The 13,844-nt window shown below is 68.8% G+C and carries 14 protein-coding genes; all 14 read left to right on the forward strand.

The window, feature by feature from the left end:
- Window positions 1–93: 93 nt before the first annotated feature.
- On the forward strand, window positions 94–1,071 hold the full coding sequence (locus tag SLNSH_RS11330; RefSeq protein WP_106337094.1) for a heparan-alpha-glucosaminide N-acetyltransferase: 978 nt from the start codon (window positions 94–96) through the stop codon (window positions 1,069–1,071).
- A gap of 139 nt (window positions 1,072–1,210) precedes the next feature.
- Window positions 1,211–1,501 (forward strand): hypothetical protein, encoded by a 291-nt coding sequence (locus SLNSH_RS11335; RefSeq protein WP_106337096.1) that lies wholly within the window; start codon window positions 1,211–1,213, stop codon window positions 1,499–1,501.
- Between the two features lie 10 nt (window positions 1,502–1,511).
- Window positions 1,512–2,624 carry an NAD-dependent epimerase/dehydratase family protein gene (locus tag SLNSH_RS11340; RefSeq protein ID WP_106337098.1) on the forward strand — a complete coding sequence of 371 codons (1,113 nt, stop codon included), beginning with the start codon at window positions 1,512–1,514 and terminating at the stop codon, window positions 2,622–2,624.
- Complete coding sequence (locus SLNSH_RS11345; protein ID WP_106337100.1) at window positions 2,621–3,715, forward strand: SDR family NAD(P)-dependent oxidoreductase; 1,095 nt, start codon at window positions 2,621–2,623, stop codon at window positions 3,713–3,715. The genes SLNSH_RS11340 and SLNSH_RS11345 overlap by 4 nt, the downstream gene beginning before the upstream one ends.
- On the forward strand, window positions 3,712–4,824 hold the full coding sequence (locus SLNSH_RS11350; RefSeq protein WP_106337102.1) for a glycosyltransferase: 1,113 nt from the start codon (window positions 3,712–3,714) through the stop codon (window positions 4,822–4,824). The genes SLNSH_RS11345 and SLNSH_RS11350 overlap by 4 nt, the downstream gene beginning before the upstream one ends.
- A complete protein-coding gene (locus SLNSH_RS11355) occupies window positions 4,821–5,954 on the forward strand; it encodes a CgeB family protein (RefSeq protein ID WP_106337103.1) in 1,134 nt (377 codons plus the stop codon). The genes SLNSH_RS11350 and SLNSH_RS11355 overlap by 4 nt, the downstream gene beginning before the upstream one ends.
- Window positions 5,951–7,045 (forward strand): CgeB family protein, encoded by a 1,095-nt coding sequence (locus tag SLNSH_RS11360; RefSeq protein WP_106337104.1) that lies wholly within the window; start codon window positions 5,951–5,953, stop codon window positions 7,043–7,045. The genes SLNSH_RS11355 and SLNSH_RS11360 overlap by 4 nt, the downstream gene beginning before the upstream one ends.
- Window positions 7,042–8,142: a CgeB family protein gene (locus tag SLNSH_RS11365; protein WP_106337105.1), complete on the forward strand. Its 1,101-nt coding sequence runs from the start codon at window positions 7,042–7,044 to the stop codon at window positions 8,140–8,142. Before SLNSH_RS11360 ends, SLNSH_RS11365 begins: the two co-directional genes overlap by 4 nt.
- A gap of 174 nt (window positions 8,143–8,316) precedes the next feature.
- Entirely contained in the window at window positions 8,317–9,351 is a 1,035-nt protein-coding gene (locus SLNSH_RS11370; RefSeq protein WP_106337106.1) for a UDP-glucuronic acid decarboxylase family protein, read from the forward strand.
- A gap of 51 nt (window positions 9,352–9,402) precedes the next feature.
- Window positions 9,403–10,482: an inositol-3-phosphate synthase gene (locus SLNSH_RS11375; RefSeq protein WP_106337107.1), complete on the forward strand. Its 1,080-nt coding sequence runs from the start codon at window positions 9,403–9,405 to the stop codon at window positions 10,480–10,482.
- A gap of 14 nt (window positions 10,483–10,496) precedes the next feature.
- Window positions 10,497–11,096: a histidine phosphatase family protein gene (locus SLNSH_RS11380; RefSeq protein WP_158266744.1), complete on the forward strand. Its 600-nt coding sequence runs from the start codon at window positions 10,497–10,499 to the stop codon at window positions 11,094–11,096.
- On the forward strand, window positions 11,093–12,190 hold the full coding sequence (locus SLNSH_RS11385; protein ID WP_106337109.1) for a CgeB family protein: 1,098 nt from the start codon (window positions 11,093–11,095) through the stop codon (window positions 12,188–12,190). The genes SLNSH_RS11380 and SLNSH_RS11385 overlap by 4 nt, the downstream gene beginning before the upstream one ends.
- A gap of 12 nt (window positions 12,191–12,202) precedes the next feature.
- A complete protein-coding gene (locus SLNSH_RS11390) occupies window positions 12,203–13,036 on the forward strand; it encodes a nucleotidyltransferase family protein (RefSeq protein WP_106337110.1) in 834 nt (277 codons plus the stop codon).
- Window positions 13,033–13,842 (forward strand): TIGR04290 family methyltransferase, encoded by an 810-nt coding sequence (locus tag SLNSH_RS11395; protein WP_196240241.1) that lies wholly within the window; start codon window positions 13,033–13,035, stop codon window positions 13,840–13,842. Before SLNSH_RS11390 ends, SLNSH_RS11395 begins: the two co-directional genes overlap by 4 nt.
- The last annotated feature ends 2 nt before the right edge of the window (window positions 13,843–13,844 follow it).

Genomic DNA, 13,844 nt, shown 5'->3' on the forward strand with positions numbered 1-13,844 from the left:
GATAATTGTTAATTCTTAAGCTTGTGTGCGGTGACTCACAAGCGGGGTGGATAACGAACGAACGAGACGAAGGTCCAAGGCAGCGAAGCTGGCATGCACGTTTCCGATCCGCCTGAGTCGCGACCACCCCGTCTCCCCGTCATCGACGTGGCGCGCGGGGTGGCCCTCCTGGCCATGTTCGTCTTTCACTTCACGTGGGACCTGGGCTTCTTCGGATTCATCAGCTTGCAGGCCGGACAGGATCCGGGCTGGCGCTGGTTCGCCCGCTGCATCGCAGGCTCGTTCCTGATCCTGGTCGGCGTTAGCCTGGTGCTCGCGTCGCGCGGCGGGATGAACTGGCGCGCCTACTGGCGAAGGCTCACGCTCGTCGGCGGAGCCGCCCTGGCGATTACAGCAGCGACCTGGTTCGCCACGCCAGACGAGTTCATCTTCTTCGGAATCCTGCACTGCATCGCCCTTGCGAGCGTCCTGGCCCTGGCCTTCCTGCGCGCGCCAGCATGGCTGACAGCCCTCTTGGCGGCTGCGATCGTTGTCCTTCCGGCCGTCATACGCTTCCCCGCCCTGAACAGCCCCTCCCTGCTCTGGCTCGGCCTCGGCGACGTCGTGCCCCGCACCAATGATTACGAGCCGCTGTTCCCCTGGTTCGGGCTCGTGCTGGCGGGCGTGGCCCTGGCCCGCGCTGGCCTCGCCATTGGCTGGGAGAAGCCGCTCGCCAGGGTGCAACTGGTTGGGTCGACCGCGCGCACGCTGGCCTGGGGCGGTCGCCACAGCCTCGTGTTGTACCTCCTCCACCAGCCGATTTTTTTCGGAGGACTGGCCCTCCTCGCCAGCGTGACCAATCCGGCGTCACGATCTGTGGAGACCGGCTTCCACGCCAAATGCCTGGCGTCATGCCAGCAATCGGGCGCCGCGACCAACGTGTGCACAGCGGCTTGCGGCTGCGTGGAAGCGAAGATCCGGACGGCGCAACGGGCGAATTCCCGCATTTCGGAGCAGGAAATCAGCCGGCGCATGCCGAATTTCGTCGCTGCTTGCCAGCGGGAGCGCGAACCCGCCCCGCCTAAGCCGTAGGCGACGCGCGCGAGCTTCACGTCGGGCGTTCAATTCCGCACGAAGTTCCGCCTCCGTTCGGAACCGTTCACCGCCAAGGAACCAATTCAGCAAAGGCTGCGTTTGCCGCGGGTACAATCTTCAGTCGCGGAGCGTGGTCATGAGCGAAGCCAAGGTCACGACGGATCACGACGAGATCCGCAAATGGGCCGAGGAGCGCGGAGGCCGCCCCTCACGGGTGAAGGATTCGGGCGGCAAGGGCGGCCCAGGCATCCTGCGCCTGGACTTCGGCGACAAGGACGAGTCCCTCGAGGAAATCTCCTGGGACGAGTTCTTCAAGGCGTTCGACGAGAACGACCTCGCCTTCCTGCACCAGGACGAGGCGGGCGGCGGCGGCCACAAGGTCAGCCGCTTCAACAAGTTCATCCATCGCAACAACGACAAGAACTGAGGTCCCGTCCGTGTCGGAGTGCATCCTGATCACCGGCGGCGCCGGATTCATCGGCCGCCACGTCGCCCGCGCCTGCGTCGAGCGGGGCTATCGAGTCCGCGTCCTCGACAGCCTCATCGACCAGGTTCACGGCGGTCGGCAGCCGGATCACCTCGACCGTGAGATCGAGATGGTGGTCGGCGACGTCCGTGACGAATCCGCAGTCGGGCGCGCCCTGCTGGGCGCCGACAGCGTGATCCACCTCGCCGCAGAGGTCGGTGTCGGCCAAAGCATGTACGCGGTGGACCGTTATGTCGGCGTCAATGACTTCGGCACAGCCGTCCTGTTCCAGAAGCTGATCGACCGCCAGGTGCGCCGTGTCGTGGTGGCTTCGTCCATGAGCATCTACGGCGAGGGGCTCTACAGTGACGCGGATGGCCGGATGGTCGAGGACGCCGAGCGCAAGCCGCGGACATCCGAGGTCCAGGGGTGGGATCCGCTTGACGCCCAAGGCCGGGCGCTGACGCCCCTGCCCACGCCCGAATGGAAGCGGCCGTCGCTCGCGTCCGTGTACGCCCTGACCAAGTACGTCCAGGAGCGCCTGACCCTCACTGTCGCTCCGGCCTACGGCATGGAGGGCGTGGCGCTCAGGCTGTTCAACGTCTACGGCCCAGGCCAGGCGCTTTCGAACCCCTACACCGGCGTGCTGGCGATCTTCGCCTCCCGCATCCTGAACGGGCAGCGGCCCATGGTGTTCGAGGATGGGCGCCAGCGTCGCGATTTCGTCCATGTCAGCGACGTCGCCAAGGCCTTCATGCTGGCGCTGGAAAAGCCCGAGGCGGTCGGGCAGGTCTACAATGTGGGCAGCGGGCACGACCGCTCGATCCTGGAGATCGGCGACGAGTTGGCCAAGGCCATGAACCGGCCGGAGTTGACGCCCGAGACGGTTGGCAAGGCCCGCATCGGCGACATCCGCCACTGCTTCTGCGACATCTCGAAGGCGCGCGACGAACTCGGCTTCGTGGCGAGCAAGGACTTCGGCGAGGGCTTGGCCGAACTGTCCGAATGGGTCGCCCAGCAGACCGCGGACGATCGCGTGGCGCAGGCGCGCGAGGAACTCGAGAAGCGGGGCCTGGTCGCATGAGCGGCGATCCGGACATCGGATCGGGCGGCCCCGTCCTCATCACGGGGGGCGCCGGCTTCATCGGCTCCAATCTTGCCGACCGCCTCGCTTCGGCGGGACGCGACGTCATCGTGTACGACGCCCTGTCCCGCCCGGGGGTCGAGCGCAACCTCGCCTGGCTTCAGGAGCGGCACGGCGCCCGCATCCACGCGATCCGGGCGGACATTCGCGACCGCGACGCCCTTGCCGCCGCGGCCCGGGAGGCGGAGGCCTGTTTTCACTTCGCGGCGCAGGTCGCGGTGACGACGAGCCTGGTCGATCCCCGGGAGGATTTCAGGGTCAACCTGGAAGGCACCCTCAACGTTCTTGAGGCTTTGCGGGAGCAGGGGCGCCGCGTCCCAGTGGTCTTCGCGTCCACGAATAAAGTCTATGGCGACCTCGCCGACGTGGCTCTGGCGATCGAGGACGAGGCCTACCGCCCAGTTGACCCCGACTTGCGCCAGCGCGGCGTCTCCGAGGCGCGTCCGCTCGACTTCCACACGCCTTACGGCTGCTCGAAGGGCGCGGCGGACCAATACGTGCTGGACTACGCCCGAAGCTACGGCCTGCCCACCGCCGTGCTGCGCATGAGCTGCATCTACGGCCAGCGCCAGATGGGGACGGAGGACCAGGGCTGGGTGGCCCACTTCCTGATCCGGGCGCTCGATGGGGAGCCGATCAGCATCTATGGGGATGGCCGGCAGGTGCGCGACATCCTTGATGTTTCGGACGCCGTGGACGCCTACGTGGCGTGCTGGAAGCGCAGCGAGGCGGTGGCGGGGCAGGCCTTCAACCTGGGCGGCGGCCCGCAGAACGCCGTCAGCCTCCGGCAGCTGATCGCCCATATCGAGCAGGCGATCGGCCGCAAGGTCGAGACGCGCTACGCCGATTGGCGGGCAGGCGATCAGCGCTACTACGTCTCCGACCCGAGCCGGGCCCGCCAGGCGCTCGGCCTGGGCGAGCCCACGCCGTGGCGCGCCGGGGTCGGGCGGCTTGCACGCTGGCTCGAAGGCGAACGCGCAGGCCGCACGGCGCCGCGGAACGCCAACGCCCCTCTGGAGGCGGCGTCGTGAACCCGCAACGGATTCTCGTCACCGCCGACGCGGTCGGCGGCGTGTGGACCTATGCGCTGGACCTCGCCCGCGGGCTGGCCGAGCGCGGGGTCAGCGTCGTACTCGCCGTGCTCGGACCGCCGCCCGATCCGGTCCAGCGTGAAGCAGCCACCGCGATCGGCGGCCTTGAACTCGTCGAAACGGGTCTGCCGCTCGACTGGACGGCGGACAGCGACTCCGAACTGGCCGCGACCGCCGTTCGGCTCGCTGCGCTTGCGGAAGGGCATGGCGTAGACACCGTCCATTGCCACGCTCCCGCCTTGGCGGCCGACGCGGCCTTCGGACGGCCCGTCGTGGTCGTGAACCACTCCTGCCTCGCGACCTGGCATCGCGCCATGCGTGGGGACAAGCCGCTGCCGGACGACTTCGCCTGGAGGGTGGCCCGCACTGCGCGCGGCCTCTCCCAGGCGGACGCCGTTCTGGCGCCGACGGCGGCCTTCGCGCAGGCCACCGCCGAGGCCTATGGCCTCCAAGGGGTCCCTCGCGCCGTCCACAACGGCCGGGCGGCGGCCGTTGTTCCGCAAGACGACGACCGGCTCGACGCGGGCGTGTTCACCGCAGGGCGGCTCTGGGACGAAGCCAAAGGCGCCTCCGTGATCGACGCCGCGGCGGGGCGCATGACGAATCCCCTGCGGGCCGCCGGCCCGTTGATCGGGCCCAACGGCGCCCGCGCCATGTTGAGCGACGCGGTGGCGCTGGGCAGCCTGTCGGCGGCCGAGATGGCGCACGCGCTGGCGCGGCGGCCGGTGTTCTGCTCGGCCGCTTTCTACGAACCCTTCGGCCTCTCCGTTCTGGAGGCGGCCCAGGCCGGCTGCTCCTTGGTGCTGTCGGACATCCCGACCTTTCGCGAGTTGTGGGACGGGGCCGCCGTGTTCACGCCAGCGGGTGATCCTGCGGCGCTCGCCGCCGCCCTGAACGCCCTCGTCCCCGACGAGGAGCGACGCCGCGCGCTGGGCGCCGCCGCCCGCGAGCGCGCCGGGACCTACACGGCAGACCGCATGGCGCAGGCCGTGCTCGCCGTCCACCGCGAGGTCGCTGCCGTGCGGACCCGCCGGGAGCGCGCCGCATGAAGGTCGTCTACTTCACCCATTCGCTCGCCTCCTGCTGGAACCATGGCAACGCGCATTTCCTGCGCGGCGTCCTCCGCGAGTTGGTCCATGCGGGCCACCAGGTCGCAGTGTACGAGCCGGCCGGATCCTGGAGCCTGGAGAACCTGCTCAAGGACGCCGGCGAGGCGGGGCTCGCCGCATATCGGGACGCGTACCCGGAGCTCTCGTCAACGACCTACGCGCCGAACGCGGATCTGGAGGGCTTGGTCGACGGCGCGGATCTCGTCGTCGTTCACGAGTGGAACGAGCCGTGGCTCGTAGCGGAAGCCGGGCGCATTCGCCGAAGCGGCGGCCGCTTCCGGCTGTTGTTCCATGACACGCACCACCGGGCGGTCAGCGACCCCAACGCGATCCGGGCCTTCGACCTCGACGGCTACGACGGGGTGCTCGCCTTTGGCGAAACCCTCGCCGAAGTCTACCGCAGCTGGGGCTGGGGCCAGCATGTCTTCGTGTGGCACGAGGCCGCCGACGTGCGCCTGTTCCACCCGCCGGCGGTCGAGACCCAGCGGGAAGGGCTCGTCTGGATCGGCAACTGGGGCGACGGCGAGCGCACGGAGGAACTGGAGCGATTCCTGTTCCGCCCGGCGCAGGAGTCGGGCCTGCCGCTCGACATTCACGGCGTGCGCTATCCCGAGGAGGCCCTGGCCACCCTCGCCCGCTATGACGTGCGCTATCGCGGATGGCTGCCCAACGCGGCGGCTCCAGCCGTGTTCGCCCGCCACCTCGCCACGGTGCATGTGCCCCGCCGCTTCTACGTGGACATGCTGCCCGGCATCCCGACCATCCGGGTCTTCGAGGCCCTGGCCTGCGGCATCCCGCTGGTCTCGGCCCCTTGGTCGGACAGCGAGCACCTGTTCACGCCAGGGAAGGACTTCCTCGTCGCCCGCGACGGCGCGGAGATGACCCGCTGCCTCCGGGCGCTGGCGGCCGACGCCGCCCTGCGGCAGGCGTTCGCCGAACGCGGGCTGTCGACCATCCTGGCCCGGCACACATGCGCGCACCGCATGCACGAATTGCTTGGCTTCGCCGCCCGCCTTGGCGCGGACGTCGCTCCTTCCACCGCTTCAGTCCGGCTGGAGACCGCTTCATGAAAATCGCCTTCTACGGCTCCAGCCTCCTGTCGTCCTACTGGAACGGAGCCGCCACCTACTACCGCGGCATGCTGTTCGACCTGGCGCGGCGCGGGCACAAGATCACCTTCTACGAGCCAGACGCCTATGACCGGCAGAAGCATCGTGACATCGAGCCGCCGGAATGGGCGGAGGTGAAGGTCTACGACGCCACGGAGGACGCCCTGCGCGGAGTGCTGGCGGAGGCCGCCGCCGCGGACGTGGTCGTGAAGGCAAGCGGCGTAGGGGTCTTCGACGACGAACTGCTGGAAGGCGTGATCGCCCACTCGCGCCCTGACGCCATCCGCATCTTCTGGGACGTGGACGCGCCCGCCACGCTGGCGGAGATGCGCGGATACGAGAAGCATCCGCTGCGTAAGGCGCTCGAGTCCCTGGACCTCGTGTTCACCTATGGGGGCGGCCCGCCCGTGGTGGCCGCATACGAAGGCTTCGGGGCGCGGCGCTGCGTGCCGATCTACAACGCCCTCGATCCCGCGACGCACCATCCGGTGGAGCCGAGCCCACGTTTCGCCAGCGATCTCAGTTTCCTGGGCAACCGCCTGCCGGACCGCGAGAAGCGCGTCGAGAGCTTCTTCCTGGAGCCAGCGTCGCGCATGCCGGGAAAGTCCTTCATGCTCGGCGGCGCTGGTTGGGAAGACAAGCCGATGTCGGCCAACGTCAACCGGATCGGCCACGTCTACACGCGCGACCACAACGCCTTCAATTGCACCCCCATGGCGGTGCTCAACATCGCCCGCGACAGCATGGCCGAGATCGGCTTCTCGCCGGCCACGCGCGTGTTCGAGGCGGCCGGCGCCGGCGCCTGCCTCATCACCGACGCCTGGGAGGGCATCGAGCTCTTCCTGAAGCCGAACGAGGAGGTTTTGGTGGCCCGCGACGGCCAGGACGTGGCGGAGCACATGAAGGCGCTCACCCGCGAGCGCGCCTCGGTCATCGGAGAGGCGGCCCTGCGCCGCGTTCTGGCCGAGCACACCTATGAGCGTCGCGGCGAGCAGGTCGACGCCATTCTGGCGGAGGAGGCCGGCCGCATCCGCGAGCGGAGCGCCGCATGAAGCTGGTCGTCCTGGGTCTGAGCCTGTCCTCCAGCTGGGGCAACGGCCATGCCACCACCTACCGCGCTCTGCTCCGGGCGTTCGCCGGACGGGGTCACGACGTGCTTTTCCTGGAGCGGGACGTGCCCTGGTATGCGAACCACCGCGATTTGCCGAACCCGGATTTCTGCCGCTTCGCGCTGTATCGCGACCTGGCCGCGCTGGGCGAGTGGTCGGACGAGATCGCGGCGGCCGACGCGGTCATGGTCGGCTCCTATGTGCCGGACGGCGTGGCGGTCGGGCGCTTCGTCCAGGACACCGCGCGCGGCGTGCGGGCCTTCTACGACATCGACACGCCGGTGACGCTGGCCCGGCTGGAGCGGGGAGACCGCGAATATCTGGCTCCGGAACTGATCCCCGGCTACGACCTGTACCTCTCCTTCACGGGCGGACCGACGCTTCGCACCCTGGAGCGCCGCTGGGGGTCCCCGGCCGCCCGGGCGCTGTACTGCTCGGTCGACATGGACGCCTATCGGCCCTCGGAAGTCGAGAAGCGCTGGGACCTGTCCTATCTGGGGACCTACAGCCCGGACCGGCAGCCGACGCTCGAGCGCCTGCTGCTCGAACCAGCCCGCCGCGCGTCGCACCTGCGGTTCGTGGTGGCGGGGCCGCAATATCCGGCCGACATCGACTGGCCTGCCAACGTCGAGCGCATGGACCACGTGCCGCCGAGCGAGCACCCGGCCTTCTACGCGGCCAGCCGCTTCACCCTGAACGTGACCCGCGCCGACATGGTCCGAGCCGGTTTCAGCCCGAGCGTGAGGCTGTTCGAGGCAGCCGCATGCGCGACTCCGATCATCTCGGATGTTTGGCCAGGTCTCGACCAGCTCTTCGAGCCGGATAGCGAGATCCTGCTCGCGGACACGGCCGAAGACGTCCTTGCCGCCCTGACCGAATGGCCCGAAACCCGGCGCCGCGCGGTGGCCGACCGCGCCCTGGAAAGGGTGCGGCGCTCGCACAGCGCGCGTCGCCGCGCAGAGGAACTGGAGAGCCACCTGCTGGACGCCATGACGGCCGCATCGCCGCCGGGACGAGAACTCGCCGTCGCACAGGCCTGAGCGGGCCCCCATTGCGGGTCCGAGAACGGCGTCCTCCCCTTGGCGCCGAGCGCTCCCGGCTGATCCCATCAATGGACCAAGCTTGAGCCAACAAATCCCGGATTTTCCAGCAGAATCTTTGAACCATCTACAATCCTACCGCGTTGGCTGACGAATGAGCGAAAGGTTCTGACCATGAAGAACGGTAAGCGTCATCTGGTCGTCGTCGCCGGAGGAGCGGGTTTTGTTGGATCGCACCTGTGCGACGCCCTCCTCGCCGACGGCGCGCATGTGATCTGCATCGACAATCTGCTGACTGGCCGGAAGCAAAACGTTCGCCATCTCGAGCGTGAACCGCGTTTCGATCTCATCGAGACCGACATCATCGACCCGATCCCGCAGCGCATCTCGCGCTCCGGAAAAGGCAAGATCGACTTCGTCTACAATCTCGCCTGCGCGGCCTCGCCGCCCCATTACCAGGCGGATCCCGAGCACACGATGATGACCAGCGTGCTCGGCAGCCGCAACCTGCTGCGCCTCAGCGAGCGCACCGGCGCCCGGTTCCTGCTGGCTTCCACCAGCGAGGTGTACGGCGACCCGGAAGCCCATCCCCAGCGCGAGACCTACTGGGGCAACGTGAACTCCATCGGACCCCGGGCCTGCTATGACGAGGGCAAGCGCGCCGCCGAGGCGCTGACCTTCGACTTCGCCCGGGCAGGCCGCGCGGACGTCCGCGTCGCCCGCATTTTCAACACCTACGGGCCCCGCATGGCGGCCGACGACGGCCGCGTCGTCTCGAACGTGGTGACCCAGGCCGTCTCCGGCCGGGACATCACGGTTTATGGTGACGGCTCGCAGACGCGCTCCTTCTGCTACGTGGACGACCTCGTCAGAGGCTTGATGGCCCTGATGCGCCATGACGGCCCGCTGCCTGGCCCGGTGAACCTCGGCAATCCCAATGAGATGACCGTGAGCGAGCTCGTCGAGCTTGTCCTGGAAATGACGGGCTCCGCCTCCGCGGTGGTGCGCCGGCCGCTGCCGGTCGACGACCCGCGCCGCCGCCGGCCGGACATCACCCGCGCCAAGGAGCTCCTCGGCTGGGCTCCGAGCACGGACCTGCGCACAGGCCTCAAGGCGACGATCGCGTGGTTTGCGGCCGAACACGAGCGCAGCAAGGCGCGCTCGGGGGTCCGGCCGGCCTTCGCGATGACCGAAGCCGCCCGGGTCTGACCTGGACGGCTCCTGCCCGCCGCGGCGGGCGCTGACAAAAGGAGAAGCGTGATGAGCCGCAACACATTGCGCGTCGGCATCGTGGGCGTCGGCAATTGCGCGTCGTCCTTCGTGCAGGGCCTGACCTACTACCGCGACGCCAACTCCAACGAGCCCGTGCCGGGCCTCATGAACGTTGAGCTCGGGGGATACCACGTCGGCGATATCGAGGTGGCGTCCGCCTTCGACATCAACGCCGCGAAAGTCGGCAAGGACGTGAGCGAGGCCATCTTCGCATCCCCCAACAACACGGAGCGCTTCGCCCGCCCCGATCCGACCGGCGTGCGCGTGAGCCGCGGCCCGACCTTCGACGGCGTCGGCAAGTACATGCGAGACGAGATCCCGGAATCGGACGCGCCCGTGGACGATGTCGTGGATATCCTGAGGCGATCGAAGACCGACGTGCTCGTCTCCTACCTGCCTGTCGGATCGCAGCAGGCCACCGAGTTCTACGCCGAGCAGGCGCTGAAGGCCGGCTGCGCCTTCGTGAACTGCATCCCGGTGTTCATCGCGTCCAACCCGGCCTGGGCCAAGCGCTTCGAAGAGCGCGGGCTGCCGATCGTAGGCGACGACATCAAGAGCCAGGTCGGGGCGACCATCGTTCACCGCGTGCTGACGAACCTCTTCAAGGAGCGTGGCGTACGCCTCGACCGCACCTACCAGCTCAATTTCGGCGGCAACGCCGACTTCCAGAACATGCTGGAGCGCGAGCGGCTGGAATCGAAGAAGATCTCCAAGACCCAGGCCGTCACCAGCCAGCTGGACGTGCCGCTGTCGCCCGAGAACGTCCATGTGGGCCCGAGCGACCACGTACCGTGGCTAACGGACCGCAAGTGGTGCTACATCCGCATGGAGGGCACGACTTTCGGAGGCGTGCCGCTCAACTGCGAGCTGAAGCTCGAGGTATGGGACTCCCCCAACTCGGCCGGCATCGTCATCGACGCCGTGCGCTGCGCCAAGCTGGCGCTGGATCGCGGCGTAGGAGGCCCGCTGACCGGGCCGTCCAGCTACTTCATGAAGTCGCCGCCGATCCAGTTCACCGACAACGAGGCGCGCGACCGCACGATCCGGTTCGTGGCCGGCGAGGCCTGAGCGGGGGCGCGGCGGTGACCACGACCCTCTTCCTCGTTCGCCACGGCGCGCACGACCAGGTGAGCCGGGCGCTGAGCGCCCGGACGCCGGGGGTGCATCTTTCCAATGAAGGCAGGCGGCAGGCGGAGTGGGCGGCGGAACGGCTCGCGCGCGAAAACGTGGCTGCGGTCCATGCGAGCCCGATGGAGCGGGCGCAGGAGACGGCCCAGCCCATCGCTCGCCGGCTTGGAGTGCCGGTGACCTCCGACGAGAGCCTGAACGAGTTCGACGCGGGCCGATGGGCCGGCCGCAGCTTCGACGACCTGGCGTCAGACCCGGCGTGGACCCATTGGAACCAGAACCGCAGCCTGGCCCGAGCGCCCGACGGCGAAAACGCGATCGAGGTGCAGGCCCGGGTGGTGCGCTGCGCCCTGGACCTCGTCGCGAAACATCCTGGCGCGGGGGTGGTCCTCGTCGCTCATGCGGAGCCTCTGCGCTCGCTCGTGCTTTATGGGCTGGGCCTTGGCCCCGACGCCTGGAGCCGGATCGAGATCGCGCCCGGCTCGGTGACCACGCTGCTGATCGGCGACTGGGGCTGCCGCCTCCATCGGCTCAATGAAGAGGCCCCCGCATGAAGATCGTGATCTTCGGCCTGACAGTCTCGTCGTCCTGGGGCAACGGCCACGCCACGCTCTGGCGAGGGCTGATCCGCGCCCTGGCGGCGGAGGGGCATCGGGTCATCTTCTTCGAGCACGACACCCCCTATTACGCCGACAACCGCGACCTCACCAGCCTGCCGAACGGCGAGCTCGTGCTCTACGCGGCGTGGCCGGAGGTCGCCGGCCGGGCCCGCCGGGAGCTGGCGGACGCGGACGTGGCCATGGTGACGAGCTTCTGCCCGCATGGAGTGGAAGCCACGGCGATCATTCTCGACGCACCACGCCCAATGGCGGTGTTCTACGACCTCGATACGCCAGTGACGCTCAGCCTCATCGAGGGCGGGGCCGACGTGAAGGCGATCGGCCCACGCGGGTTGCGAGACTTCGACCTCGTGCTCAGCTACACCGGTGGCGAGGCGCTGGACGGGCTCCAGGCGCGCCTGGGCGCGCGCCGGGTCGCGCCGCTCTACGGGCACGTCGACCCTGACGTACACCACCCCGAACCTCCGCTGGCGCGCTTCGAATCCGACCTCTCCTACCTGGGCACCTACGCGGAGGATCGGCAGGCGGCGCTGGAAGCGCTGTTCATCGAACCCGCACGGCGGCGTCCTGGGCAGCGATTCCTTCTCGCCGGAGCGCAGTATCCGCAGGATTTTCCCTGGACGGACAACATCTTCTTCGTCCGCCACCTGCCCCCGGCGGAGCATCCCGCCTTCTACGCCTCGTCACGGCTCACCCTGAATGTCACCCGCCGGGCCATGGCGGAGATGGGGTGGTGCCCTTCCGGACGCCTGTTCGAGGCGGCCGCTTGCGGAGGCGCAATCCTGTCCGACTGGTGGGAGGGGCTGGGCGACTTCTTCGAGCCGGGCCGCGAGATCCTGATCGCGCGCTCCACCGAGGACGCGCTCGCCGCCCTCGACCGCTCGCCGGAAGACATCGCCGCCGTGAGCCGCCGCGCTCGCGAGCGGGTGCTCGCGGAACACACATCGGCTCAGCGCGCCCATGACCTTCTGGATGCGCTCGAGGCCGCCCGATCTACCCCCCGTCAACCCGTGGCCGCCCAGGCCTGAAAGGAGGCGACCATGTGGGGCATCGTACCCGCCGCAGGCCGCGGCAGCCGCATCCAGCCGCTGGCCTTCTCGAAAGAGTTGCTGCCGGTCGGAAGCCGCCTCGACGGGGACACCGAGCGGCCCTGCGCGGTCAGCGAGTATCTCGTCGAGCGCATGCTGCGCGGCGGCGCCGACAAGATCTGCTTCGTGATCTCGCCCGGCAAGTCGGACATCATGGAGTATTACGGCGGCGGCTATGGCCCCGCCACGATCGCGTATGTGGTTCAGCCCCGGCCCAGCGGCTTGTGCGACGCCATCTTCCGGGCCACCCCCCTGGTGCCGCCCGACGAACCCGTGATCGTCGGCCTGCCGGACACCGTCTGGTTCCCGGCGGACGCCCTGGCCGAGCTGCCGGACGACAAGCTTTCGTTTCTGCTGTTCCCGGTGGACCGGCCCGAGTTCTTCGACGCGGTCGCGATGGATCGCGACGGTTCGGTCCGGGAGATCCAGGTGAAGAGCCAGCAGGCGACCTCCCGATGGATCTGGGGCGCTTTCAAGATGCCGGGCCGGATCCTGGCCGAGCTGCGCGACCTCTGGCAGGCCCGCAACGGACGCGACGAGTATATCGGCACGCTGGTCAACGCCTGGCTGGCCGAAGGCGGCTCGGCCGTCGGGGTGAAGGCGGGCGAGCGCTATGTCGACGTCGGCACGCTCAACGGCTACCGCACGGCCATCGGCCTGCTCGGCGAGACGGTCCAGGCCGACGCCCGGCCGCTCGCCGGCGTGCGGGTCGAACTTGGACGGCCCGACGGACGCCCCTTCGAGGCCACGGAATCCCCATCCTCTGACAGGAGCCTGCGCCCATGAGCGTCTCCCTTTCCCGCTCCGCGGCTCCGCGCATGAGCCCCGAGGAGATCCGCAGCCGCGCGGCCGCGCTCGGCCCGTGGTTCCACAATCTCGACCTGCATGGGGTGAAAACGGCGCCCGAGCACTTCCTGGGCGACTACCCCAACATCAAGTGGAAGAGCTTCGAGGCGGCGATCCCGAAGGACCTTACGGGCAAGACCGTGCTGGACATCGGCTGCAACGCGGGCTTCTACTCGATGGAGATGAAGCGCCGCGGCGCCGCCCACGTGCTGGGCGTCGATTTCGACGAGGACTACCTGCGTCAGGCGCGCTTCGCCGCCGAGGTGCTGGGCTTCGAGGACATCGAGTTCCGGCAGCTCTCCGTCTACGACGTCGCCGCCCTCGGCGAAAAGTTCGACGTCGTGATCTTCATGGGCGTTCTCTACCACCTGCGCCACCCGCTGCTGGCGCTGGACCTCATCCGCGAGCACGTCTGCCGCGATCTCATGCTGTTCCAATCCATGCAGCGCGGGAGCGAGACCGCAGAGCCGGTCGAGCCCGACTACCCGTTCACCGAGACCGCGATCTTCGACCAGCCGACCTGGCCGAAGATGCACTTCATCGAGCATCGCTATTCGCAGGATCCCACCAACTGGTGGGCCCCGAACGCGGCCTGCGTGGAGGCGATGCTCCGCAGCTCCGGTTTCACGATCGTCGAGCACCCTGAGCAGGAAGTCTATCTGTGCCGGGTCGCCGACAAGAACCCCGACGCCGCGCCGGTCTACCCGGCCCGCCCGCCCCGGGCGAACGGCGTCCACGCGAAGTAAAG

This window comes from Alsobacter soli, from assembly GCF_003004785.1.
GTDB lineage: Bacteria > Pseudomonadota > Alphaproteobacteria > Rhizobiales > Beijerinckiaceae > Alsobacter > Alsobacter soli.